This window comes from Rhodobacter ferrooxidans, assembly GCF_000176015.1.
In the GTDB taxonomy this organism is placed as follows: Bacteria; Pseudomonadota; Alphaproteobacteria; order Rhodobacterales; family Rhodobacteraceae; genus Pseudorhodobacter_B; species Pseudorhodobacter_B ferrooxidans.
This window is the reverse complement of the sequence record NZ_ACYY01000004.1, coordinates 47,628-70,430: the sequence shown is the minus strand read 5'-3', so window position 1 is coordinate 70,430 and position 22,803 is coordinate 47,628. Positions and strand designations below refer to the sequence as shown.

The window sequence follows — 22,803 nt, the reverse complement described above, 5'->3', positions numbered from 1 at the left end:
TCAGACCGGCTCGACCAGCCGCCCCAGCACCCGTCCGCCCAGGATGTGCAGATGGTAATGCGGCACGTCCTGCATGCCATGCGCGCCGGCATTGGTGATGGCACGGTAGCCGTCCGGTCCTGTTACCCCCAGCAGGGCGCAGACCGCCGCGGCGGTGCGGTGGAAATCGACGATCTCGTCGGCCGAGGCTTCGGCGGCGAAATGATCGAAATTGACATATGGACCCTTGGGAATCAGCAGAACATGCAAAGGCGCCTGCGGGTGAATGTCGTGAAATGACAGGCTGTGCTTGCTTTCCAGCACGGTCTTGTTCGGAATCTCGCCGCGCAGGATACGGGCAAAGATGTTCTGCGGGTCGTAGGTATAGGCCATGGCTCAATCCACAAACAGATAGTCGGTCTCGGCAATCTCGCGTGCCTTGTCTGCCGAAATACCAAGAAATGCCGCCAGAGGCACGATGTTTTCCTGCGGCGGCACCGATTGGCGGATGCGCTGGAACCCGGCGAAATCGGCGTCGCGGATACGGTCGGATTCAAAGCGCACATCGTAACGGATGGTCGGCAGCAGCTTGTCGATGGTCTCGGGCGGGGTACGATCCCCCGCCAGACCAACGCGGCGGGCATGGCCGATCAGATAGTCGTCGGTGAAATCGCACTCCACCTCCAGCAGCCGGGTGTTGGAACGGTCGGAGTAGAAATCCTGCATCAGATCGACATTGGCCGGGTCGATGCAGATCACCAGCTGATCGGTCTGCCAATAGTCGAACAGCATCCGCACCAGCGCCCGCCGGTGCCGCGTGCGCTTTTCCAGCGTGGTCTGGATGCCGCCCAGATCGGGCAGCGCGGTGTTGGCTTCGTTGAACAGATAGTCCACCGCAGGCAGACCGGTGACCTGGCGAATACGCTCGACCAGCCGCTTGGCGATGTGCCATTTCTTGCAGACCACGATCAGCAGCGTGCGCTCGCGGCCCAGGCTGGCCTCGGTCTCCCAGAACCGCGGCGCGAACCGCCGCCCGACCCGGCCGCGCCCCGACAGGAACTTGAACAGGCTGCGCCCCTCGTTCGAGATCGGGAAGGACACGCCGGTGGCGGCATAAAGCTTGCCCAGCCGGTCTTTCAGCGCCTTGGCGTCAGGCGAGACCTTGCGGGCGAACAGGTAATCCTGGCTGGTCAGCAGGTCATACTGGTCGTTGTAGAAATTCACCGGCATGCCGTAATCGGTGAACATCAGGAAGGTCAGCGTGCGGGTGCGGATCTCGTGTTCGGGCACCAGATGCCGCACCAGGGTCTGGAAAAACGTCTCGTCGGGGATCCAGGTGGTGCGGAAGAACCGCATCACATCGCCGCGCCGCTTGATGAAATCCAGCAGCCATTCCATGGTGCGCCGCCGCAGGCACCACCACTGGCTGCCGATCTGAATCTGCAAGTCGGCGGGAATCTTGCGCGTCAAACCAAAGCGGTCCTGCAGCTTCATCGAGGTGTAGAACGCCCATTTGTGGCTGCGCTCGTTGAAGAAGTGGCGGTAAATCAGCCGCTCGGCCTTGATGCCGGTCTTGATCCAGTCCGACTGGAAGAAATCGAAGCTTTCGATGTAATCCACGTCGTCGCGGTCCAGAAAGGCATGGGCGTATTCGGCGGTCTTGATCGGCATGCAGTCGCCCGACAGCATGTAGAAATGCGTGGCGCGCGGAAACGCCGCCTCGGCCGCCGTTACCGCCTGCAAGGTGGCCTCGACCAGGCTCCATTCGCCCCAGCCGCATTTCACCCGCCGGGCGGCGAAGGCCACCGCGCGGTTGCCGTCCAGCGCCTCGCGGATGCGGTCGTAATCCTCGCGTCTGGCGTTGGCATCGAAGTGGATGGCAATGAAATCGCCCGCCGCCGTCAGCCGTTCGGCCTGCGCGATGATGCCCTCCGGGTCCTTGTGGCAAAGCAGGATGTAGGCGATTTTTGCCATTGTGGAAACTCTTGGCACCCTCAGCGAGTCATTGTTTCCTTAAATAGCTTTATCAACCATTGAAAAGACAGAGTTTGTTTGCTTTTTGTGGCGTAATGTTCGGCAGCGCGCTGCGTTGGCGGCCAAGAAACGGTTGGAGGCGGTTTTTCATGGGGTTTCCCGGCACCTGGATGACGGAAAGCGAAAGCGTGGTTTACCGCGTGGTGCCGAAATGCGCCTGCTCGACCATCGGCCAGATCATGTTCTATTCCGATCACGGCGTGTTCTTCGATGGTGACATCCACGACGCAACGGCGGGCATGCACAAATGGGCGATCGAGGCCAGTCAGGCGAAGATCGAGAAGAACGTCAAGGGCCACAAGTCCTATGCCTTCACCTGCGTGCGCAACCCCTACACCCGCGTCCTGTCGTCGTTCTTCGACAAGATCTGCGGCATCCAGCGCAACGGCAAACGCTATCGCGGCAATCTGGTGCCGCTGCTGACGCAGAAATACGGCATCGAGGTCGGCGGCGAAGATGGCCGCGCCGAGTTCGACCAGATCGCCAGTTTCCGGCGGTTTCTTTTGTTCACCCGCGACACCATCCGCTGGAAAAAGCCGATGGAGCCGGACATCCACTGGTCGGCGATGTCGGGCCATGTCTCGACCTTCATCGCCAACGGCGGGCGCTACGACCAGATCTTCTTTACCGAGAAGTTCGACGAGGGGATGCAGGTGGTGCTGAACGCCATCAAGACTAAGCACAAGGTGAACCTGAAGAAGATCCCCAAGTTCAACGAAAGCGAAGGCCATGGGCCCAAGCGCCTGCACCCGGTCGAGGACTATTTCGACGACCTGTCGCGGCATCTGGTCTGGGAAATCTACAAGCGCGATTTCCAGTTGTTCAAATACGATTTCGACAATCCCGCCAACAAGATGCCGCTGGGAGAGGTGGACCTTGACGAGGTGCACGCCAAGCTGGGCGACTGATCTTCTGGCCAAGGCCGGGGGGTTTCACACCCCCGGACCCCCCGTGGGATATTTAGACAGAGAAGAAGCCCGATCTAAGAGATTCGTTAACCCTGCTCTGCAATCCTGCTCTAACGGTACAGGCCGGGAAGCCGATGACCGTCAGAGGAGAAGGCGCCCCGCGGCTGGAGAAATCCCCCGTCGGGGCGCTGGACTTCCGCTTCCAGCTTCTTCTCTGTGAAAATATCCCGCGGGGGGCGTTTCGGGCGCAGCCCGGAACGGAGGGGGGCGCGAAGCCCCCCCTGCCTTACAAAGCGCCGTGCCGGGCAAACAATGCCTGCAAATCCGCCTCGGGGCGGGCGCCGATGTGGCTGATCACCTCGGAGGCGGCGATGCAGCCCATGCGGCCGGCGGTCGGCAAGTCATGGCCATGGGTGATGCCCCAGAGGAAGGCGCCGGCGAAGAGGTCGCCCGCGCCGGTGGCATCGACGATCTGCGTCGGGATCGCCGGCACATGCCAGACCTCGCCGCCCGACAGGATATGCGCGCCGTTCGCGCCATCGGTGCAGGCCACGATCGCGACCTCGGCCGCGGCGGCGGCAAGGGCTGCGTTGAAATCCTCGGTCTGATACATCGACAGGATCTCGGCGCGGTTGGCGAACAACAGGTCCACGTCCTGCACGATCATCCGGCGGAAGGCGTCGCGGTGGCGTTCGACGCAGAACGGGTCCGACAGGGTCAGCGACACCCGCCCCCCGGCACCACGGCAGGCGCGGATCGCCTTGGCAAAGGCCTCGTGGCTGGCCGGGCCGTCAAAGCGGTAGCCTTCCAGGTAAATCCATTCGGCCTCGGCCATCTGTTCGTCAAAGATATCGGCCGGGGTCAGAAACTCCGACCAACCGAGGTAGGTGTTCATCGACCGCTCGCCATCGCCGGTCACCAGCACGATGCAGCGCCCGGTTTCCTGCGCGTCGCCGGTCGCCATCGGCGTTTCGTAAACCGCGCCCTGCGCGCGCAGATCATGCGCGAAGATCCGGCCCAACTGGTCGTCCTTGACCTTGCCGACATAAGCGGTGCGGCCACCCAGATGCGCCACCCCGGCGATGGTATTGGCCGCCGAGCCGCCCGAGACCTCCTCGGCCGGGCCGATCCGGTCGTAAAGCGCCACGGCGCGCGGCATGTCGATCAACTGCATGATGCCCTTGCCGATGCCGTTTTCCGCCAGAAAGGCGTCGTCGGCATGGGCCAGCACATCAACCATCGCATTGCCGATGCCGACCACCTGAAACTTCTTCATATCGTCTTGTCCTCGAATGGGCACAGATCGCGGATCGGGCAGATGCCGCATCTGGGGTTGCGTGCGGTGCAGATATACCGGCCATGCAGGATAAGCCAGTGATGCGCGTGCTGCTGGAATTCGGCGGGCAAATGGTCCTCGATGGCGCGCTCCACAGCCGCCACATCGCGGCCCGGGCAGATGCCGGTGCGGTTGCCCAGCCGGAAGATATGGGTATCGACCGCCTGCGCCGGGATATGCCACCAGATGTTCAGCACCACATTGGCGGTCTTTCGCCCCACCCCCGGCAGCGATTGCAGGGCGGCACGGCTGGAGGGCACCTGTCCGCCATAGTCATCTACCAGAATCTGGCTGAGGCGCATGACGTTCTGCGCCTTCTGGCGGTAAAGGCCGATGGTCTTGATCGCCTCGGTCAGCCCGTCGAGCCCGAGCGCCAGCATTGCCTGAGGCGTGTCCACAGTGGCGAACAGCGGCCTTGTCGCCTTGTTCACCCCCACATCGGTGGCCTGCGCCGAAAGCACCACGGCCACCAGCAGGGTATAGGCGTTGGTGTGGAAAAGCTCGCCCACAGGCTCCGGCTCAAGCGCCTGAAACCGGCTGAAAATCTGCTGGAGGGTCTGATAGTCAAGCTGCTGCGCCATGGCCCCCTATGCCAAAACCGCAGGCGCCCCGCAAGCGATGCCGCAAGTTTCGGGTCGCTTGGCCGCAGCCGCTGGCCTATCCTGCCCCAAAGGAGGCCGCTCATGCCCGACGACACCCGCCCCGCCTATCATTACGCCGTGATCGCCCGCGCGCTGGCGCTGATCGACGCCGCAGGCCCCGGCCTGACGCTGGAGGAACTGGCCGCAAAGATGGACATGAGCCCCGCGCATTTCCAGCGGCTGTTTTCGCAATGGGTCGGCGTCTCGCCCAAGCGGTATCAGCAATACCTCAGCCTTGATCACGCCCGCCGCCTGCTGGCAGACCGCTTCACCGTGCTGGATACCGCCCTTGCCACCGGGCTGTCGGGCGGCGGGCGGCTGCACGATCTGTTCCTGCGCTGGGAGGCGATGAGTCCCGGCGATTATGCCCGTGGTGGCGCCGGGCTGGTGATCCGCTGGGGGCTGTTTGCCTCGCCGTTCGGGCAGGCCTTGGCGATGGCCACCGACCGCGGGCTGTGCGGGCTGGCCTTCACCGAGGAATGTGGGCTGGACGCGGCGCTGGCCGACATGCAGGGCCGCTGGCCGGGAGCCACTTATGTCGAGGATGCGGCCACCATCGCACCGCTGGTGACACAGGCTTTCGCCGGGGGCGACACCCGGCTGCACCTGATCGGCGCGCCGTTTCAGATCAAGGTCTGGGAGGCGCTGCTGCGCATCCCCTCGGGGCATGTCAGCACCTACTCGCAGATTGCCGGCGCGGTCGGCCACCCCAATGCGATGCGGGCGGTGGGCACGGCGGTGGGGCGCAATCCGATCAGCTGGCTGATCCCCTGCCACCGGGCACTGCGCAAATCCGGCGGCTTGGGCGGCTATCACTGGGGGCTGCCGGTCAAGCGCGCCATGCTGGCCTGGGAGGCCGCGCGGGCGGATTCGGCAGCAGATGCCAACACCGGAACGTGATTGGCGGAAACTTGCGCAGACAAGCGCCACTCTTTCCGCAGGCTGGACGTGCTGGTATAACGCGGCATGAGCCCGACCAACGGGCCCCCAAGCATGAGGCGCAGAGATGATTTCCAAGACCCCGCTTATCGTTGGCAGCATCGGCCTTCTGGCCCTGACGGCTTGCGTTGACCCCAACAAGTATCCCGATGACCCGCAGGCGCGCACTCGGAACGGCGCCGTTGCGGGTGCCCTGATCGGTGGCACTCTGGGGGCCACCCAGCATGGCCGCAACCGGTTTGGCAACGCCCTGCTTGGCGCCACGCTTGGGGGCCTGGTCGGCGGTGCCATCGGCAATACGCTGGATCAGCAGGCCGCCGATCTGCGCAGCCAGATGAGCAACAGCACCATGGTCACCAACACTGGCAACAGCCTGGTGGTGACGATGCCGCAGGATATCCTGTTTGCGCTGGACAGCGCCAACCTGCGCCCCGATCTGCAAGCCGACCTGCGGGCGGTGTCGAACAACCTGCTGGACTATCCTGACAGCACCATCGAAGTGGTGGGCCACACCGATGATTCCGGCTCTGCCGCCTACAACCAGGACCTTTCGGAACGGCGGGCGCGGGCGGTTGCCGCAGTGCTGCGCAACGGTGGTGTACCGGGCGGCCGCATTTCGGCCTATGGCCGCGGCGAGGATCAGCCGATCGCTTCGAACCAGACGGTGAATGGCCGGGCGCAGAACCGCCGGGTCGAGATCATCATTCACCCGTCCAACCGCTAAGACCGGCGCAAGGATCGGCGGCAGGCCTGCGGGTCTGCCGCCTTTTTCATGGGCGCTGCAAAAGAAAAAACCCGGCGCAAGGGCCGGGTTCTTTCGCAAACTATGTGGCCAAGCTCAGTGCAGCTTGGCTTCGACCTGCACGATGGCCGCGTCGATCGAGGCTGCCGCCGCATCCGCCGTCATCTGTTTGGTCAACAGATCGCCCGCCGCGGCAATCGCCACGGCAATCGCCCGCTCGCGCACTTCGCGCACCGCTGCGGTTTCCGCCGAGGTGATGCGGTCCTCTGCCGCCGCCAGCCTGCGCGCAATGGCTTCGGCCAGATCGGCCTTGGCCTGCGTCGCTGCCGCAACCGCCTCTTCGCGGGCCGAGGCGACGATGCGATCCGATTGCGCCTGCACTTCGCGCTGCTTGCGCTCGTAAGAGGCCAGAATCTCCTTGGCCTCGTCGCGCAGCGCCCGCGCCTCTTCAAGGTCGGACTTGATCTGCACCGCCCGCTTGTCCAGCAAGCCGCCCAGAATCCCCGGCACCTTGAAATAGACCAGCGCCGCCAGGAAGATCAGGAAGCCCACCAGCACCACGAAGTTGGTGTTGTGCAGCGAAAATTCCAGACCGGTCGAGGCCGCGGCAGGCGTAGCCGCCAACGCAGCCAGAACGCTGAGTTTTTTCATCGCCCTCATCCTTTCAGCCGTGCCGAAACCGCAGCCGTCACGGCGCGGACATCCGCTTTGCCGCCCAGCGCCGCCACGATCTCGCGCGCGGTATCCTGCGCCACTTCGGTCACGCTTTGCACTGCGCCGGCCCGGATCTCGGAAATCGACTTTTCCGATTCAGCCGCCTTCGCAGCAATTTCGGCATCTGCGCGGGTGATCGCGGCATCCAGATCCTTCTGGATGTCGGCCTTGGCGGCGGCCACGATCTTGGCGGCCTCTGCCCGGGCATTGGTCAGGGCTTCCTGATAGGATTTTTCCGCCGCCACGGCCTTTTTCTTCAGCTCTTCGGCCGCCGCAAGGTCGTTGGTGATCGTGCCGTTACGCTCGGCCAGCACCGCCCCGATCCGGGGCAGCGCCACGCGCGTCAGCACGAGGTAGATCACGACCAATGTGACAACCAGCCAGAAAATCTGGTTGGCCCAGGTCGAAAAATCAAGCTGCGGCATGCCCACGGCCTCGCCACCACCGTGGCCAGCCGCGCCTGCCGCTGCTTCTTGCGCTGCTTCAGTCGCCATGTCTTTCCCTCACGTCCCTCGGAAACCCGGCCGGAGGGCATCCCCACCGGCCACAAGCATTGGTTCTCAGGGTCAGACGGCGAACATCAGCAGCAGAGCAACCAGGAACGAGAAGATCCCGAAGGCTTCCGCGAACGCGATGCCGATGAACAGCATGGCGGTCTGGCCGGGGGCGGCCGACGGGTTGCGCAGGGCTCCCGACAGGAAGTTGCCAGCCACGTTGCCCACACCGATGGCAGCGCCACCCATGCCGGTACAAGCCAGACCAGCGCCGATGTAGGCCCCCATTTGAACGATATCGCCTTCCATGTTCGTCACTCCTCAGGTTTTGGAATTGGTTGATTGTGGGTAGGAAACCGGCGCCTCAGTGGTGCGGATGCAGCGCATCGCGCAGATAGACGCAGGTCAGAATGGTAAAGACATAGGCCTGGATGAACGACACCAGCACCTCCATGCCATACATGGCGGTGATCGCCAGGATCGACAGCGGCGAGATCAGGGCAACGGCGGCAAAGCCCGCGAACACCTTGATCACCGCGTGGCCAGCCATGATGTTGCCGACAAGACGAATGGAATGGCTGAGCGGGCGCACGAAGTAGGAGATCACCTCGATCACCGCCAGCACCGGCCGCAGCGCCAGCGGGGCGGCAGACACCCAGAACAGCCCCAGGAAGCCCGGGCCGTTCTTCACAAAGCCCAGAATGGTCACGGTGCAGAACACCAGCAGCGCCAGGATCGCCGTCACCGCGATATGCGAGGTGGTGGCAAATGACATCGGGATCAGGCCCAGGAAGTTCGAGAACACGATGAACAGGAACAGCGTCATGATGTAGGGGAAGTATTTCACCCCGTCATGGCCGGTCACATCCTCGATCATCTTGTAAACAAAGCCGTAGGCCAGTTCGGCAATCGACTGGGTGCGCGACGGGATGATCGCGCGGCGGCGGGTGCCCAGCACCATCAGCGCGATGATCCCCAGGATCGCCAGACCCATCCAGACCGTCACGTTGGTGATGGTGTACCAATGGATCTCGGTGGCACCGAACATCGGATGAACCACGAACTGGTCCATCGGGTGGATCTGAAGTGCGCTTTCCGCTTCCGCCGCCATCGTCAACTTCCCTCAGTGTGGTCGGGTTGCCCCGCCTTGAAACTTTCCGCCTGATCCGCGGCCATCTTGCGGGCGGTGCCCAGCATGGTTTTCACCCCGGCCGCAAACCCGAACAGCGCGAAGATCGCCAGGAAGACGGGCAGCGTGCCGAACAGCGTGTCCAACCCGTAGCCGATCAAGAGACCCAGCAACACGCCGGACACCAGCTCGATCACCATCCGCCAGGCCAGCTCGCCCTGCGAGAATGCCTTGCCCGTCTCGGACTGCTTCACTTCCGGCGCCCCCTGCACCTTCGCCAGCCGAGCCTCAAGCGCGCGCAGCCGGTCCGGGTCGGGGTCTGGTGCCATGGCAAAACATCCCTTCGACAGTCGGGCGGAACCTACGCAGGTGCAGCATCCGAGTCAAGCAAGGATGCGGCTTGGGGATTAGGCCATAACCCCATGAAAAATCGCTGATTTCCGATCCGCCGCCCGGCCTGTTCGCCGCCGTTTTCCGAAGCATCCGGCGCTTTTCGGCAATCGGCGTCATTCAACCATCCGGTTGACGATCCCGCCGCCCCGGCGCTACATCCTTGCCATGAACCCCAAGCTGGACGCCACTTTCGCCGCCCTGTCCGACCCGACCCGCCGGGCGATCCTGACCATGCTCTTGGAAGACGACATGGCGGTGACCGACGTGGCCGAACCCTTCGCGATGTCGCTTGCCGCCATTTCCAAGCATCTGATGGTGCTGGCCGAGGCCGGGCTGATCGCCCAGGAAAAGCGCGGCCGGGTGAAATGGTGCAAGCTGGAGCCCGATGCCCTGCGCGCCGCCTCGGTCTGGATGCAGGGCTTCGGCCAGTTCGAGCCGGTGGACCTCGACGATTTCGAACGCTTCCTGGAAGCCGAACTGGGCGACAACGAAGGAACGCCCTGACCCCCCTTCACCTTTGCCCAAATATCCCGGGGGTGCGGGGGCAGAGCCCCCGCCCTTCACCGCAAGAACCACCCGCCATATTCCGCCCGCAACTGCGCCTTCTGCACCTTGCCCATGGCATTGCGCGGCAACTCCGCCAGCACCACCGCCGCCTTCGGCTGCTTGAACCGCGCCAGCCGGGCCTCGATCGCCGCCAGCACCGCGTCCACCTGCAAAACCACCCCCGGCCGCGGCACCAGCACGGCGAACACCGCTTCGCCGAAGTCGGGATGCGGCACCCCGATCACCGCCGATTCCAGCACCCCCGGCACCTCGTCCAGCACCAGTTCGACTTCCTTCGGATAGACGTTGAACCCACCCGAGATCACCAGATCCTTCTGCCGCCCGACGATCTGCACATAGCCCTCGGCATCCACCACCCCCAGATCGCCGGTGATGAACCAGCCATCGGCGCGCAACTCCTCGGCGGTCTTTTCCGGCATCTGCCAATAGCCCTGAAACACGTTGGGCCCGCGCACCTCGATCACGCCCACCTCGCCGGGCGGCACCTCGACCCCCTCGGCCATGATCCGCGCCTCCACCCCCGGCAGCGGCAACCCCACCGTCCCCGCCCGCCGGTCGCCTTCGTAGGGGTTCGAGGTGTTCATGTTGGTTTCCGTCATGCCATAGCGTTCCAGAATCCGGTGGCCAGAGCGGGCCGCAAAACTCGCATGGGTTTCCGCCAGCAGCGGCGCCGAGCCTGAAACGAACAGCCGCATGTGGGCCGCCAAGCCACGGTCGAACCGCGCATCGTCCAGCAGCCGGGTGTAAAACGTCGGCACCCCCATCATCGCCGTCGCCTGCGGCAGCAACCGCAGCACCGCCTCCAGATCGAACCCCGGCAGGAAGATCATCGCCCCCCCGGCCAGCAGGCTGACGTTGCAGGCGACAAACAGCCCGTGGCTGTGAAAGATCGGCAAGGCGTGCAGCAGCACGTCACGGTCGGTAAAGCGCCAGAGGTCGGCCAGCACTTCGGCGTTGGACAACAGGTTGCGCTGGGTCAGCATCGCACCCTTGGAACGCCCTGTGGTGCCCGAGGTATAAAGCAGCGCCGCCAGATCACCGGCTTCCCGGTCCACCGGCGTGATCGCTCCGGGCTGCCCTGCCGCCAGATCGGCCAGACTGCCACTGCCATCGGCGTTCAGCGTCAGCAGGTGCGCGCCGTGGTCAGCACAGATCGGCGCCAGCGCCGTCGCCTTGCCACCATCACAAAGGAAAATCCGCGGCGTGGCGTTGCCGATGAAATACTCCAGTTCTTCCGTCTGATAGGCGGTGTTCAGCGGCAGGAACACCGCCCCCAGCGCCACCGCAGCGCCGTAAACCGCCAAAGCCTCGGGTGATTTGGCCACCTGAACGGCGATGCGGTCGCCCTGCCCCAGCCCGGCGGCCCGCAGTGCATGGGCGGTGCGGGCAACCAGCGCCAGAAAGGCGTCACCGCTGATCCGCCGCCCATCGGCCAGGATCAGGAAATCGGTTTGCCGCCCTTCCAGCGGGGCGAACAGCGCGTCGTACAGCGGATTGGCCATGGCAGGCTCCTTGCAACTGCCGCCATTTGGCACGGGCCGGGCGGCAGGCTCAAGCACCCTCGCCACAGGAAGGGAAACCGATTGTTTCGCCGCGCCACGGCAAGGGCACAGCTTCCCCGCATGGGTGCCGCAGTTTCGCCCCGATCTGGCGCAAATTTATCTCAACAGCACCGAGGGAGAGACGCCATGCAGTTCGTGACCAAGCTTCTGGCACGCTTCAAGACCACCGAAACGCCGCAGCCCGACGCCTTCGATCTGCGGCTGAACGCCATGCGGGGCCGCCGCAGCGATCCGACCTGGCAGCTGTTCAGAAATCTACGGCCACACCCGGAAGCCTGAGTTCCCGCAGCAGATCGCGCACCTCCTGCCGGGCCGCGATGTTGGAAAGGTTCAACTGGTCCACCCCGGTGTCTTTCAGATCGAGCAGCGTCAACCCGCGCGGGAACAGCTCGCGAAAGATCACCCGTTCGGAAAACCCCGGCGCCACGCGGAAACCGATGCGCCGGGACAGCTCTTCCAAAGCCGCGCCGACCTTCTTCTTGTTGTGCATCTGCTGCGCCCCAAGGCGGTTGCGCAGCACGATCCAGTCGATCGGCTTCAACCCGGCTTGCGCGCGCAACTGCCGGGCGTTCCACACCATTTCGGCATAGATCGACGGACCCTTGACCCGCCCGGTTTCCAGATCCATCCGCGCCAGCAGGTCGAAATCGACGAAACTGTCGTTCAGCGGCGTGATCAGCGTGTCGGCCAGCGAATGGGCCACCTGGCTCAGACGGGTATGGCTGCCGGGGCAGTCGATCACGATGAAATCGCAGATCGGCTCCAACGCGCCGACCGCCGCCGACAACCGGTGGTCATAGGGATTCTCGCCCGGCGCCAGATCGCTGGCCACCGCTTCGGGCAGTTCGCGGTAGTCGGGCGTCGCGAGGTTCAGCCCGGCCCGGTCAAGATAGGCCCGGCGATTCTCGATATAGCGGCCAAAGCTGCGCTGCCGCAGATCAAGGTCCAGCGCGCCGACCTTGTGGCCCATCCGCGCCAGTGCCGTGGCCACATGCATGCAGGTGGTCGATTTCCCCGACCCGCCCTTTTCGTTGCCGACCACGATGATATGCGCCACGTCCCACTCCGCCCCTGCGCCTTTGGCGCGTCGTCCCCTGCGCCACACGGCGCACCGTCACGATAGGGGGAAGGGGCTACCGAAGGAAGGGGCGTTGCGCAAGGGGGAGGATGCGGCGAAAGTGGTCAGCCGTGGCGGGAGCGAGGCTCTTGGCAGGCCTTGGACGCCACGCTAGGCTCGCCTGATGATTGTGCCCTTTATCCTATTGCTTGCCGCACTTGCGGGGATTGTTGCAGCCCTTGCGCTGCCCGGAATGTCGGATTTGCTGCTGCTGGCGGGGCCTTGCGCGCTGGCCAGCCTGATCCTGCTGCTGCAAGGCTGGTTGCGCCGCCCGGCGAAAGCGCCGGAAAAGCCGCGGGCCGCGCGAAAGCCGTCTATCCGGTCGCGCCAGCCTGCCAATGCGGCGCCGAAATGGATCGTGATCGACGGCTCGAACGTCATGCACTGGAAGGACGAGGTGCCGCAGATCGGCACGGTGCAAGAGGTGGTCAAGCACCTGACCGGCCTTGGCTATGCCCCCGGCGTGGTGTTCGACGCCAACGCCGGCTACAAGATCACCGGCAGCTATCAGCACGATGGCGCGCTGGGGCGGCTGCTGGGCCTGCCCGAGGAACGGGTGATGGTGGTCGCCAAAGGCACCCCCGCCGACCCGACGATTCTGGCCGCCGCCCGCGATCTTGGCGCCCGCGTGGTCAGCAACGACCGCTACCGCGACTGGGCCGAAACCTACCCCGAAGTGCTGACCCCCGGCCATGTGCTGCGCGGCGGCTACCGCGACGGCAAGCTGTGGCTGGACGCTTGAAGCGTCACGAGGTCGGCGTTTCGCTGTCGCACCTGACCGCCGGGTTCACGCAACGCACCAGTGGCCAATCCTGCCGCCCCCAGCAATAGCCCGCGGGGTTCGCTGTCAGCCGCAATATCCAGGTCGGGCGGCGGCCGGTTTCCGGCAACCGCGCCTCGCCCTCGCGCTGCATCGACAGGGTAGTGTCGGTGCTGCCGCGCAGATCGAAGATGTCTTCATGGCTGATCCGGCCATCGGGGTCGGGGCGTGGCACGTTCCAGCGAAAGATCGCATGCGGCGGGCTTTGCTCGAACGACAGGGTATGCGGGTTGCTGGCACAGGACAGCGCCGGATCGCTGGCCGAGCCATAGGTTCCCGCAGCCCGCTCGAACACGGTCTGTGCCGTGGCGGGGCTGGCAAGGCAAAGGCTCAGAAGCAGGGTGCGCATGGTGAAAGCATGCGCGCATCCCGTCAGGACGGAAATGAAATCTGCGTGACCGGCGCCCGCAGGCATCGCCCAGCAAAAAGGGCGCACCCGAAGATGCGCCCCCATTCCTGCCGTGCCTTGGTTCTCAGAACCCCAGGCCTGCGTATTTGTTCTTGAACTTCGACACGCGGCCGCCGGTGTCCATCAGCTTGGCCGAGCCGCCGGTCCATGCCGGGTGCACGGTCGGGTCGATCTCCAGCGCCATCTGCTGGCCCTCTTTGCCCCAGGTCGAGCGGGTCTTGAACACGGTGCCATCGGTCATCTTGACGTCGATGAAGTGATAGTCGGGGTGGATGCCTTTTTTCATGGTCCCGGTCCTTACGCGCTGGCGCCGTTTTTGGCTTTGTAATTGGTGTCTTCGGTGATCCGGGCCGATTTGCCGCGACGGGTGCGCAGGTAATACAGCTTGGCGCGGCGCACGCGGCCACGGCGGACCACTTCGATGCTGTCGATGTTGGTCGAATACAGCGGGAACACCCGTTCCACGCCCTCGCCGAACGAGATCTTGCGCACGGTGAAGCTGGCGGAAATCGTGGCGCCGCCCTTGCGGCCGATCACGACGCCCTCATAGGCCTGCACGCGGCTGCGCGTGCCTTCGGTCACCTTGTAGCCGACCTTGACGGTGTCGCCGGCCTTGAAATCGGGGATGGTCTTGCCGAGGGCGGCGATCTGTTCCGCCTCGAGTTGTTCGATCAGGTTCATGCCTGGTCCTTTCCAATGCTCAGGGTTTGCCCCCGAAGTGATGCCGCGCCAGAGCTTCCGGTCTTCGATCGGGTCCCGGCCCAAAAAGGGCAAGCCCGCCAGAGATGGCACCTGCGTTCTGTAAACCGCCCCTTCCAAACCACGCCTGACGAAGCAGGCAGGCACATCGGCCAAAAGGAATCGGGTCCGATGGGCATGCGAGCCCCGGACAGGCGGCGTATAGGCGGCGGCGGGGCCCCGGTCAAGTGTTCAGGGCTTGCGGCGCTGATGGGCGGCCCACAGGTCGGGGCGCCTTTCCCGGGTGATCGCCTCCGACTGCGCCTGCCGCCATTTGGCGATCTCGGCGTGGTGGCCCGATTGCAGCACATCCGGGATCGGGCGGTCGGCCCAGACGGTCGGGCGGGTGTATTGCGGAAATTCCAGCAGGCCGGTGGAAAAGGATTCCTCCTCGGTCGAGGCCTGATTGCCCAGCACGCCCGGCAGCAGCCGCACCGTGGCATCCAGCATCGCCTGCGCCGCGATCTCGCCGCCGGTCAGCACGAAGTCGCCCAGGCTGACCTCGGTGATGTCATAGGCGTCCAGCACCCGCTGATCGACGCCTTCAAAGCGGCCGCACAGCAGCGTGACCCCATCCGCCGCCGCCCACGTGTGAGCCATGGCTTGCGAAAACGGCGTGCCGCGCGGCGAAAGGTAGATCACCGGCCAGCGTTTGCGGTCGGTGGGCGTGCCGATGGACGCCTGATCCAGCGCCGCCGCCACCACATCGGCCCGCAGCACCATGCCGGCCCCGCCACCCGCCGGGTTGTCATCGACATTCTTGTGCTTGCCGATGCCGAAGGGGCGCAGATCAAAGGTCTCCAGCGCCCAAAGCCCCAGATCCTGCGCCTTGCCGGTCAGGCTCAGGCCCAGCGTGCCGGGAAACGCCTCGGGGAACAGGGTGATGACGCGGGCGGTCCAGGCGCCCTTGACCCGCTGCGGCGCCATCAGATCGCGCGGCTGCAACGAGGCCGAGATGCTCAGCCGCCCGTGTGACTTGCCCCTGGCCGCGCGTTCGGGTGGGTCAATCGGCACTGCTGCTGCCCGAATCGCCACCAGTATCGCCGCTGCTGGCCGGGCTGTCGGCGCAAAGCGCATCGGCCAGAACGGGCCCCGGAGCCGGACAGTCGGCGTTGTCCGCATCCGGAACCATGACGGGTGCCACGGTATAATCCTTTTTCCGGGCTGCCGGGTCGGCGTCGGGCGCCTCTGGTGCCACCGTTTCCGGGGCCGCGATCCGCGTCATCGTCCAGGGGTCCCAGATCATCCGCGCCAGCGGGATCGACAGGAAGGAAATCGCGATCGGCAGCATGGTCGGCAGGTTCGGCAGCGCCCCGGTCACCCCGCCCAGACCGCGACCGATGCCAAAGCTGACCAGCACCAGCAACAACTGCACCGCCCCGCGCGCCGCCAGCGCCACCAGGGTTTCCGGCTGTGACCATTCGGCCATGCTGCGCGGCCATTCCTGCGGCTTCAGGATCACCAGCCACAGCATGAAGATCACCACGAACACCGGCACCACCGGCCAGCCAAAGCCGCCCAGTCCCGCCAGCAGCGGCCCGAAATACAACAGCGCGTTGGCGCCCCTCAGCAAGCGAAGCCGATTTTGCATGATTTTCACTGTCCCGTTCTGGCCCGTTTTGGCGACCACAGTGCCGCGAGATGCGGCGCTAGTCCAGCACTTCGGGCAGATCAACGACGATCCGGCCTGCGACCAGATCGACCGTCGGCACCACCGCCAGCGTGAAGGGCAGCAGGATCGGCTCTTTCAGCCCCGCGCCCGCAATTTCCAGCAGGTCGCCCGCGCCGTGGTTATGCACCGCCTGCACCCGGCCCAGCAGCACGCCGCCGGTGTCGCGCACCTCCATCCCGATCAGGTCGGCATGGTAGAACTCGTCATCCGGCAATTTGGGCAGCCGGGTCTTGTCAACATAAAGGCTGGTGCCGCGCAGGGCATCGGCCTCTTCCTTGGTGGCCACGCCGGAAAGCCGCGCGCCAAGACCGCCCGCCACCGGCCGGGTCAGTTTCACGCTGAACTGCCGCGTGCCATCCTCGGTGAAAAGCGGGCCGTAACCGGCAATCGCCTCGGGGTCCGAACAGAACGATTTCAGCCGCACCTCGCCCTTGACCCCGAAGGATCCGGCAATTGCGCCCACACAGATGCGGTCGGTCATTCAGCGTTCCTCCAGCCACAGCGCAGGCTGGCGCTTTTCCCAGCCGACGATTTCCAGCTCGGGCGTGTCCAGCACTTGCTCTGGCCAGCCGACGCAAAGATAGGCAACCAGCTTCCAGCCCGCGGACACCGCCAGATCGCGGGTCAGTTGGTCCGCGTCCAGCACCGACACCCAGCCCACCCCCAGCCCTTCGGCGCGTGCCGCCAGCCAGAAAAGGCTGATGGCGCCCACCACCGAATAGGCCCGGGTTTCGGGCATGGTTGCCGCCCCCAGCCCCGCACCCTGCGGCGTGGCGTCATCGCAGAACACCGCCAGTTGCACCGGTGCCTCGGCCATGCCCGATAGCTTCAGCCGCGTATAAAGCTGCGCCTTTTCATCGGCATAGCCCGCCAAAGCCTGCGCATTGGCCGCCCTGAAATTCTCCAGCGCCGCCGCACGGGCGACGGGGCTTTGCACCGAAATCAGCCGCCAGGGTTCCGACAGCCCCACCGAAGGGGCCAGCCGGAAGGCGGCAAGACAGCGCTCCAGCACCGCCGCCGGCACCGGATCGGTGCGGAAACGGCGCACGTCGCGCCGCCACCGCATCAGATCGGCAAGTTCCGCCCTGAAATCGGCCGAATAGCTGCCGTCCACGGCAGCCCCCGCTTATTCTTCGGCCGGAGCCGCGGCGCGGGCCGCTTTCTTGGCCGCCATTTCCGCCATGCGCTTGCCGGGGACGGCGGATTTCGGGTTGTTACGCACGGTTTTCGCCATCACGCCAGCGGCTTCCAGGAAACGCGCCACCCGGTCGGTCGGCTGCGCGCCCTGACCCAGCCAGTATTGCACCCGCTCCAGGTTCAGCTTGATGCGGTCTTCGCTGTCCTTGGCCAGCAGCGGGTTGTAGGTGCCCAGCTTTTCCAGAAAGCGGCCGTCGCGCGGCATGCGGCTGTCGGTGGCGACGACGGAATAGAACGGGCGCTTCTTGCTGCCGCCACGGGCCAGACGGATTTTCATCGACATATGTAGTCTCCTTGGGTTGGGTTGAACCACGCGGCGCGCGGCTATTTCTGCAGTTTTTCGTGATGCCTGATGACTTCAGAGATGATGAAGGTCAGGAATTTGCGGGCAAATTCGGGGTCGAGGTCGGCTTCTTTCGACAGCGCCTCCAGCCGGGCGATCTGCCGGGCCTCGCGCGCGGGATCCGAGGGCGGCAGACCATGTTCGGCCTTCAGCCGCCCCACGGCCTGGGTCTGCTTGAAGCGTTCGGCCAGCGTGTAAAGCAGGATCGCGTCCAGCCGGTCGATGCTGTCGCGGTGGTCTTTCAGCAGGTTGGCGGCGTCGGTCATTGCACGGCCTCCGGGTGGCGAAAGATGTGGAAGGGCTTGCGCTCGCCCGGATCGGTGCGCTCCAGCCGCGCGCCAAGCCGGGTGGCCAGCGCGATCGAGCGGGCGTTTTCCGGGTCGATCATCGAGATCAGCGGCCCGAGGCCCAGCCGGGTCTTGGCATCGGCCCGCGCCGCCAGCGCCGCCTCATGGGCGTAACCCCGGCCTTCAAAACCGTCGAACAGATGCCAGGCCAGTTCGGGTTCCGGCCAGCCATCGTGAAAGATCACCCCGACCCGACCGACGAAATCGCCCTGCGCCGTGTCCACCGACCAGAAGCCATAGCCGCGCAGCGCCCAATGGCCGATATTGGCCAGCAGCCCGCGCCAGGCATCGCGCCGCCCCTGCGGCCCGCCGATGAAATGGCTGCGGGGGCCAGCGCCAAACGCCGCCATCGCGTCCAGATCGCTTTCGTGCGGTTCACGCAAGCGCAGCCGTTCGGTGGCCAGCGTGGGAATATGGAAAGCCAGGCTCATGCCAGCCCCCGCAGGTCATGGGCAAGCACCAGGTCACCGGCATCGACCCCCGGCAGATCGGCGCGCACCCCGCCCAGCCGCAGCGCCAGCGCGATCGACCGCGCATTGCCGGGTGCGATGTAGTTCACCAGCCGGTCCCAGCCATGGGTCTGCCGCGCCCAGAGCATCACGGCGCGGGCGGCCTCGGTGGCGATGCCCCTGCCCTCGGCCGCCGGCACCACGAACCAGCCAAGCTCCGGCTCGGGGTAGCCCTCGGGCTGATAGATGCCGACCTCGCCCAGATAGGCGCCGCTTACCCGGTCATCGACCGAAAACGGCCCGAAGCCCAGTAGCGGCCATTGACCGACCTCTGACGCCCAAAGCCGCCATGCCTGGCGCCGGTCAACCGGCCCGCCCTCCCAGACCGAGCGCCCCGACGCATAGAAATCGGCGCGCGGGCCGAAATCGGCCAGCACCGGCATGCGCAGCGTCAGGCGCGCGGTTTGCAGGCTGGGTGCGGTCATTTCTTCTTGCCGAAACCAAAGCCCGAAAGCCCCTGCGGCAGCGTCAGCCCCTTGGGCATCCCCATGCCGCCGCCGATGCCGGATTTCATCGCTTTCGCGGCCTCTTCCAACTGCTCGGGGTTCATCTTGCTGGGATCAGGCAGCCCGCCCTTGCCCATCATCTGCTTCATCGCGGCCTTCATCATGCCGCCCTTGCCCATCTTCTTCATCATGTCGGCCATCTGCTTGTGCTGCTTCAGCAGGCGGTTCAGGTCCGACACATCCAGCCCCGACCCGGCGGCGATCCGCTTCTTGCGGCTGGCCGCCAACAGGTCCGGGTTGGCGCGTTCCTTCTTGGTCATCGAGTTGATCAGCGCGATCTGGCGGCGCAGCATCTTGTCGTCGAAACCGGCATCCTGTGCCGCCTTCTGCATCTTGCCCATGCCCGGCAACATGCCCATCAACCCCTGCATGCCGCCCATCTTCAGCATCTGCTCCAGCTGCGATTTCAGGTCGTTCATGTTGAACAGACCCTTCTGGAACCGCTTCATCATCCGCTCGGCCTGCTCGGCCTCGAAGTTTTCCTGCGCCTTTTCGACCAGGGCCACGATGTCGCCCATGCCAAGGATGCGCCCCGCAACCCGGTCGGGTTCAAAGGTTTCCAGCGCATCCATCTTCTCGCCCATGCCGACGAAACGGATGGGCTTGCCGGTGACCGCGCGCATGGAAAGCGCCGCGCCGCCGCGACCGTCGCCGTCCATCCGGGTCAGCACGACGCCGGTGATGCCAACCTTGCCGTCAAACTCGGTGGCAACGTTGACCGCGTCCTGCCCGGTCAGGCCATCGACCACCAGCAGGGTCTCGCGCGGCTGGGCGATGTCGCGCACCGCCTGCACTTCGGCCATCAGGGCCTCGTCGATGTGCAACCGGCCTGCGGTATCCAGAAACAGCACGTCATAGCCGCCCATGGTGGCCTGCGCCTTGGCGCGCTTGGCGATCTGGGTGGCGGATTCGCCCTTGACGATCGGCAGGCTGTCCACGCCGACCTGCGCTGCCAGAATCTGCAACTGCTCCATCGCGGCGGGGCGGTTGGTGTCAAGGCTGGCCAGCAGCACCCGCTTGCCCTGCTTGTCGTGCAGCCGCTTGGCCAATTTGGCGGTGGTGGTGGTCTTGCCCGAGCCTTGCAGACCGACCATCAGCACGCAGGCCGGCGGGTTGTCAATCTTCAGCGCATCCGCCGGGCCATCGCCCGCCAGCACCCGGATCAGCTCGTCATGCACGATCTTGACGACCTGCTGGCCGGGGGTGACGGATTTGGTCACCGACTGGCCGGTGGCCTTGGCCTGCACGGCGGCCACGAAATCGCGCGCCACCGGCAGGGACACGTCGGCCTCCAGCAGCGCCACCCGCACCTCGCGCAGGGCGGTGGCCACGTCGGCATCGGACAGCGCGCCCTGCTTGGTCAGCCGCTCGAACACCGAGCCCAAGCGTTCGGAAAGATTCTCAAACATCGCCCGTCTCCCGCAAACCCGGTTGCCCTGCCCCGGACCTGACCGGCGCGCCTCAAACGCCAACGTCACCCATGGGCGCAACGCGCTGATGGGTGGCGATCCCCGGTCCGGCCGGGGACCGAAGGCATGACAGACCTCCGGAATGGCCCTGCGGGTAGTGCCAAGCGCCGCCAGAGTCAAGTGCCGCCACTCTCCCTTGGCTTTCATCTGTTCTCAAATATCCCCGCCGGAGGCACCCGGCCCTTCCGCAGGAGCCTCCGGCGGGGATATTTTTCAACAGATGAAGCCATGAAGAAGCCGGTTGTGGCGGCGGGGGCAGCGGCTAAACTCGCAGACGATAGCACAGGGGGCCGCCATGAGCATCGAGACCTGGGACGAGATCCGCACCGCCTTTCAGGTGGCCCGGATGGGCACGGTTTCGGGCGCCGCCGAGGTGCTGGGGGTGCATCATGCCACGGTGATCCGCCATATCGACGCGCTGGAAAAGCGGCTGGGGGCGCGGTTGTTCCAGCGTCATGCCCGCGGCTATACCCCGACCGAGGCCGGGCGCGACCTGCTGGGCGTGGCGCAGGCCACCGAAGAGCAGTTCAACCAGTTGGCCAGCCGGATCAAGGGGCAGGGCGAGACAGTCTCGGGCGAGTTGGTGGTGACCTCGATCTCCGGCATCGCGGGGCTGCTGACCCCGGTGCTGGCGGGGTTTCAGGCCCTGCATCCAGGGCTGACGGTGCGGTTCCTGACCGACATGCGGCTGTTTCGGCTGGACTATGGCGAGGCTCATGTGGCGATCCGCGCCGGGGCGTCGCCCGAGGAGCCAGACAATGTGGTGCAACCTTTGGTGCGCATCCGCACCGGGCTTTATGCCGCCCGCAGCTATATTGCGGCGCATGGCCTGCCCGCGGGCGAGGCTGACCTTGCCGGGCACCACTTCATCGCCGCCGACAACGCGCTGAGCCGCGCGCCGTTCCAGCGCTGGCTGCAGGACTCGGTGCCGCCAGAGGCCATCACCTACCGCGCCAGCGAGCCGGCCGGGCTGGAGGCGGCGGTGCGGGCCGGGGCGGGGCTGGGGTTCATGTCGGTCTATCTGGCCGCAGGCGACCCCGATCTGGTCGAGGTGTTGCCGCCGCGCCCCGATTGGGCGGGGCATCTGTGGATCGTCACCCATGTCGATCTGCACCGCACGCTGAAGGTGCAAAGCTTCCTCGCGCATCTGAAACAGGCGGCGGCGGGCTGGGCCAACATATGAGCCTGTCGCCCGGTCCGCGTGGCCATCTGGCGATGCTGGCGTTTTCGGCGCTGGTGGCGGGGTCGTTCTCGCTGGGGGCGCTGGCGGCACCGCTGATCGCCCCCGCCGCCCTGACGGTGGTGCGTTTTGCCATCGCCGGGGCGCTGGTGGGGGCGGCGGCTTTGGCGACCTGCGGGTTGCCACGCAGCGCCTGGGTTGCGCCCTGGCGCTATCTGGTGCTGGGCAGTTTGCTGGCCATTTATTTCGTGCTGATGTTCGAGGGGTTGAAGACCGCCTCGGCCGTCTCCACCGCCGCCGTGTTCACCCTGACACCGCTGATGGCGGCGGGGTTCGGCTGGTTGCTGCTGCGCCAGATCACCACGGCGCGGATGGCCCTCGCATTGGCCGTGGGGGCGGCGGGGGCGCTTTGGGTTATCTTTCGCGGCGACATCGCCAGCCTGCTGCGGCTGCAGATCGGCCAAGGCGAGGTGATCTATTTCTGGGGCTGTGCCGCGCATGCCATTTACGCGCCAATGGTGCGCAAGCTGAACCGCGGCGAGCCCGCACTGGTGTTCACCTTCGGCATGATGGTGGCGGGGTTCGCGGTGCTGCTGGCCTGGGGCTGGCGCGACGTGCTGGCCACCGACTGGACGGCGCTGCCGGGGATCGTCTGGGTGACGCTGCTTTATGTCTCGGTGGCGGCCAGTGCGATGACCTTCGTGCTGCTGCAATACGCGGCGCTGCGGCTGCCTGCGGCCAAGGTGATGGCCTATACCTATCTGACGCCCGCCTGGGTGATCCTGTGGCAGACAGCCTTGGGCCATCCCGCCCCGCCCGCCTTGGTGTTGGGGGGCATCGGGCTTTGCCTGTTGGCCTTGTGGCTGCTGCTGAAGGACGAAACCCGGGTTGATCACCGCTTGACGGCGCAGGACGGAAATCCTAATGAAGCGCCCAGGACGGCGGGTGGGCAGGCAGGCTATGCACCGGATTGCAAATCCGAGTAGACCGGTTCGATTCCGGTACCCGCCTCCAGATTTCCCAGTATCTCTTTGACTTTTTGACCTTTCGGGGCCGCT

The 22,803-nt window shown here is 65.5% G+C and carries 31 protein-coding genes and 1 tRNA gene; 9 read left to right on the top strand and 23 right to left on the bottom strand.

Annotated features, from left to right (window positions below):
* Together RSW2DRAFT_RS04290 and RSW2DRAFT_RS04285 are read right to left on the bottom strand one after the other, a co-directional pair.
* Positions 1-372: an HIT domain-containing protein gene (locus RSW2DRAFT_RS04290; protein ID WP_008028407.1), complete on the bottom strand. Its 372-nt coding sequence runs from the start codon at positions 370-372 to the stop codon at positions 1-3.
* A 3-nt stretch (positions 373-375) separates the two neighbouring features.
* Positions 376-1,953, bottom strand: coding sequence for a DUF5928 domain-containing protein (locus tag RSW2DRAFT_RS04285; protein ID WP_008028405.1), 1,578 nt, complete (start codon positions 1,951-1,953; stop codon positions 376-378).
* Between the two features lie 149 nt (positions 1,954-2,102).
* On the opposite strand from RSW2DRAFT_RS04285, the gene RSW2DRAFT_RS04280 reads away from it, so the two are divergent.
* Positions 2,103-2,921 carry a sulfotransferase family protein gene (locus tag RSW2DRAFT_RS04280; RefSeq protein ID WP_008028404.1) on the top strand — a complete coding sequence of 273 codons (819 nt, stop codon included), beginning with the start codon at positions 2,103-2,105 and terminating at the stop codon, positions 2,919-2,921.
* A 286-nt stretch (positions 2,922-3,207) separates the two neighbouring features.
* On the opposite strand, the gene RSW2DRAFT_RS04275 is transcribed toward RSW2DRAFT_RS04280, so the two are convergent.
* Both RSW2DRAFT_RS04275 and nth read right to left on the bottom strand, forming a co-directional pair.
* Positions 3,208-4,197: an adenosine kinase gene (locus tag RSW2DRAFT_RS04275; RefSeq protein WP_008028402.1), complete on the bottom strand. Its 990-nt coding sequence runs from the start codon at positions 4,195-4,197 to the stop codon at positions 3,208-3,210.
* Complete coding sequence (nth, locus tag RSW2DRAFT_RS04270; protein ID WP_008028401.1) at positions 4,194-4,838, bottom strand: endonuclease III; 645 nt, start codon at positions 4,836-4,838, stop codon at positions 4,194-4,196. The genes RSW2DRAFT_RS04275 and nth overlap by 4 nt, the downstream gene beginning before the upstream one ends.
* A 102-nt stretch (positions 4,839-4,940) precedes the next feature.
* Between nth and RSW2DRAFT_RS04265 the strand changes: the two genes are divergently transcribed.
* Entirely contained in the window at positions 4,941-5,798 is an 858-nt protein-coding gene (locus RSW2DRAFT_RS04265) for a methylated-DNA--[protein]-cysteine S-methyltransferase (RefSeq protein WP_008028399.1), read from the top strand.
* 106 nt (positions 5,799-5,904) lie between these two features.
* Positions 5,905-6,561, top strand: coding sequence for an OmpA family protein (locus RSW2DRAFT_RS04260; protein ID WP_008028397.1), 657 nt, complete (start codon positions 5,905-5,907; stop codon positions 6,559-6,561).
* A 114-nt stretch (positions 6,562-6,675) separates the two neighbouring features.
* Here RSW2DRAFT_RS04260 and RSW2DRAFT_RS04255 read toward each other — a convergent pair whose 3' ends face one another.
* The 5 genes from RSW2DRAFT_RS04255 to RSW2DRAFT_RS04235 form a co-directional block, all read right to left on the bottom strand.
* A complete protein-coding gene (locus RSW2DRAFT_RS04255) occupies positions 6,676-7,239 on the bottom strand; it encodes a F0F1 ATP synthase subunit B (RefSeq protein WP_040671586.1) in 564 nt (187 codons plus the stop codon).
* Entirely contained in the window at positions 7,236-7,787 is a 552-nt protein-coding gene (locus tag RSW2DRAFT_RS04250; protein ID WP_040671584.1) for a F0F1 ATP synthase subunit B', read from the bottom strand. The genes RSW2DRAFT_RS04255 and RSW2DRAFT_RS04250 overlap by 4 nt, the downstream gene beginning before the upstream one ends.
* Positions 7,788-7,859: 72 nt before the next feature.
* On the bottom strand, positions 7,860-8,096 hold the full coding sequence (locus RSW2DRAFT_RS04245) for a F0F1 ATP synthase subunit C (protein ID WP_008028390.1): 237 nt from the start codon (positions 8,094-8,096) through the stop codon (positions 7,860-7,862).
* A gap of 55 nt (positions 8,097-8,151) precedes the next feature.
* On the bottom strand, positions 8,152-8,898 hold the full coding sequence (locus RSW2DRAFT_RS04240; RefSeq protein ID WP_008028387.1) for a F0F1 ATP synthase subunit A: 747 nt from the start codon (positions 8,896-8,898) through the stop codon (positions 8,152-8,154).
* 2 nt (positions 8,899-8,900) lie between these two features.
* On the bottom strand, positions 8,901-9,245 hold the full coding sequence (locus RSW2DRAFT_RS04235; protein ID WP_008028384.1) for an AtpZ/AtpI family protein: 345 nt from the start codon (positions 9,243-9,245) through the stop codon (positions 8,901-8,903).
* Positions 9,246-9,474: 229 nt separating this feature from the next.
* Here RSW2DRAFT_RS04235 and RSW2DRAFT_RS04230 point away from each other — a divergent pair, with 229 nt between their 5' ends.
* On the top strand, positions 9,475-9,813 hold the full coding sequence (locus RSW2DRAFT_RS04230; RefSeq protein ID WP_008028383.1) for an ArsR/SmtB family transcription factor: 339 nt from the start codon (positions 9,475-9,477) through the stop codon (positions 9,811-9,813).
* A 56-nt stretch (positions 9,814-9,869) separates the two neighbouring features.
* Here RSW2DRAFT_RS04230 and RSW2DRAFT_RS04225 read toward each other — a convergent pair whose 3' ends face one another.
* Positions 9,870-11,378, bottom strand: a complete 1,509-nt coding sequence (locus tag RSW2DRAFT_RS04225; RefSeq protein ID WP_008028382.1) for a malonate--CoA ligase — start codon at positions 11,376-11,378, stop codon at positions 9,870-9,872.
* A gap of 186 nt (positions 11,379-11,564) precedes the next feature.
* Between RSW2DRAFT_RS04225 and RSW2DRAFT_RS17810 the strand changes: the two genes are divergently transcribed.
* Positions 11,565-11,717 (top strand): hypothetical protein, encoded by a 153-nt coding sequence (locus RSW2DRAFT_RS17810; protein WP_008028380.1) that lies wholly within the window; start codon positions 11,565-11,567, stop codon positions 11,715-11,717.
* Here the strand turns inward: RSW2DRAFT_RS17810 and RSW2DRAFT_RS04220 are convergent.
* A complete protein-coding gene (locus tag RSW2DRAFT_RS04220; RefSeq protein ID WP_008028377.1) occupies positions 11,686-12,495 on the bottom strand; it encodes a division plane positioning ATPase MipZ in 810 nt (269 codons plus the stop codon). The genes RSW2DRAFT_RS17810 and RSW2DRAFT_RS04220 overlap by 32 nt on opposite strands.
* Before the next feature lie 184 nt (positions 12,496-12,679).
* Here RSW2DRAFT_RS04220 and RSW2DRAFT_RS04215 point away from each other — a divergent pair, with 184 nt between their 5' ends.
* Positions 12,680-13,297, top strand: coding sequence for an NYN domain-containing protein (locus RSW2DRAFT_RS04215; protein ID WP_008028376.1), 618 nt, complete (start codon positions 12,680-12,682; stop codon positions 13,295-13,297).
* 4 nt (positions 13,298-13,301) lie between these two features.
* On the opposite strand, the gene RSW2DRAFT_RS04210 is transcribed toward RSW2DRAFT_RS04215, so the two are convergent.
* From RSW2DRAFT_RS04210 to ffh, 12 genes are all read right to left on the bottom strand, one after another.
* Positions 13,302-13,724, bottom strand: coding sequence for a hypothetical protein (locus RSW2DRAFT_RS04210; protein WP_156790627.1), 423 nt, complete (start codon positions 13,722-13,724; stop codon positions 13,302-13,304).
* A 124-nt stretch (positions 13,725-13,848) separates the two neighbouring features.
* Entirely contained in the window at positions 13,849-14,070 is a 222-nt protein-coding gene (gene rpmE, locus RSW2DRAFT_RS04205; protein WP_008028370.1) for a 50S ribosomal protein L31, read from the bottom strand.
* An 11-nt stretch (positions 14,071-14,081) separates the two neighbouring features.
* On the bottom strand, positions 14,082-14,465 hold the full coding sequence (rplS, locus tag RSW2DRAFT_RS04200) for a 50S ribosomal protein L19 (protein WP_008028369.1): 384 nt from the start codon (positions 14,463-14,465) through the stop codon (positions 14,082-14,084).
* Between the two features lie 249 nt (positions 14,466-14,714).
* A complete protein-coding gene (trmD, locus tag RSW2DRAFT_RS04195) occupies positions 14,715-15,449 on the bottom strand; it encodes a tRNA (guanosine(37)-N1)-methyltransferase TrmD (RefSeq protein WP_040671612.1) in 735 nt (244 codons plus the stop codon).
* A gap of 76 nt (positions 15,450-15,525) precedes the next feature.
* On the bottom strand, positions 15,526-16,113 hold the full coding sequence (locus RSW2DRAFT_RS17115; RefSeq protein WP_008028365.1) for a hypothetical protein: 588 nt from the start codon (positions 16,111-16,113) through the stop codon (positions 15,526-15,528).
* A gap of 58 nt (positions 16,114-16,171) precedes the next feature.
* The gene (gene rimM, locus RSW2DRAFT_RS04185; RefSeq protein ID WP_008028363.1) at positions 16,172-16,675 is read right to left on the bottom strand and encodes a ribosome maturation factor RimM; all 504 of its coding nucleotides are present in this window, start codon (positions 16,673-16,675) and stop codon (positions 16,172-16,174) included.
* A complete protein-coding gene (bluB, locus tag RSW2DRAFT_RS04180; protein WP_008028361.1) occupies positions 16,676-17,308 on the bottom strand; it encodes a 5,6-dimethylbenzimidazole synthase in 633 nt (210 codons plus the stop codon).
* Positions 17,309-17,320: 12 nt separating this feature from the next.
* Positions 17,321-17,674, bottom strand: coding sequence for a 30S ribosomal protein S16 (gene rpsP, locus RSW2DRAFT_RS04175; RefSeq protein ID WP_008028359.1), 354 nt, complete (start codon positions 17,672-17,674; stop codon positions 17,321-17,323).
* Between the two features lie 41 nt (positions 17,675-17,715).
* Entirely contained in the window at positions 17,716-18,000 is a 285-nt protein-coding gene (locus RSW2DRAFT_RS04170; protein WP_008028357.1) for a chorismate mutase, read from the bottom strand.
* Positions 17,997-18,512 carry a GNAT family N-acetyltransferase gene (locus RSW2DRAFT_RS04165; RefSeq protein WP_008028355.1) on the bottom strand — a complete coding sequence of 172 codons (516 nt, stop codon included), beginning with the start codon at positions 18,510-18,512 and terminating at the stop codon, positions 17,997-17,999. The genes RSW2DRAFT_RS04170 and RSW2DRAFT_RS04165 overlap by 4 nt, the downstream gene beginning before the upstream one ends.
* Positions 18,509-19,015 (bottom strand): GNAT family N-acetyltransferase, encoded by a 507-nt coding sequence (locus RSW2DRAFT_RS04160; RefSeq protein ID WP_008028353.1) that lies wholly within the window; start codon positions 19,013-19,015, stop codon positions 18,509-18,511. The genes RSW2DRAFT_RS04165 and RSW2DRAFT_RS04160 overlap by 4 nt, the downstream gene beginning before the upstream one ends.
* A complete protein-coding gene (gene ffh / locus RSW2DRAFT_RS04155; protein WP_008028351.1) occupies positions 19,012-20,505 on the bottom strand; it encodes a signal recognition particle protein in 1,494 nt (497 codons plus the stop codon). Before ffh ends, RSW2DRAFT_RS04160 begins: the two co-directional genes overlap by 4 nt.
* A gap of 355 nt (positions 20,506-20,860) precedes the next feature.
* Here ffh and RSW2DRAFT_RS04150 point away from each other — a divergent pair, with 355 nt between their 5' ends.
* The 3 genes from RSW2DRAFT_RS04150 (at position 20,861) to RSW2DRAFT_RS04140 (ending at position 22,759) form a co-directional block, all read left to right on the top strand.
* Positions 20,861-21,748, top strand: coding sequence for a LysR family transcriptional regulator (locus RSW2DRAFT_RS04150; RefSeq protein WP_008028348.1), 888 nt, complete (start codon positions 20,861-20,863; stop codon positions 21,746-21,748).
* Positions 21,745-22,731 carry a DMT family transporter gene (locus RSW2DRAFT_RS17110; RefSeq protein WP_008028346.1) on the top strand — a complete coding sequence of 329 codons (987 nt, stop codon included), beginning with the start codon at positions 21,745-21,747 and terminating at the stop codon, positions 22,729-22,731. The genes RSW2DRAFT_RS04150 and RSW2DRAFT_RS17110 overlap by 4 nt, the downstream gene beginning before the upstream one ends.
* A tRNA-Cys gene (locus RSW2DRAFT_RS04140) sits at positions 22,686-22,759 on the top strand. The genes RSW2DRAFT_RS17110 and RSW2DRAFT_RS04140 overlap by 46 nt, the downstream gene beginning before the upstream one ends.
* The last annotated feature ends 44 nt before the right edge of the window (positions 22,760-22,803 follow it).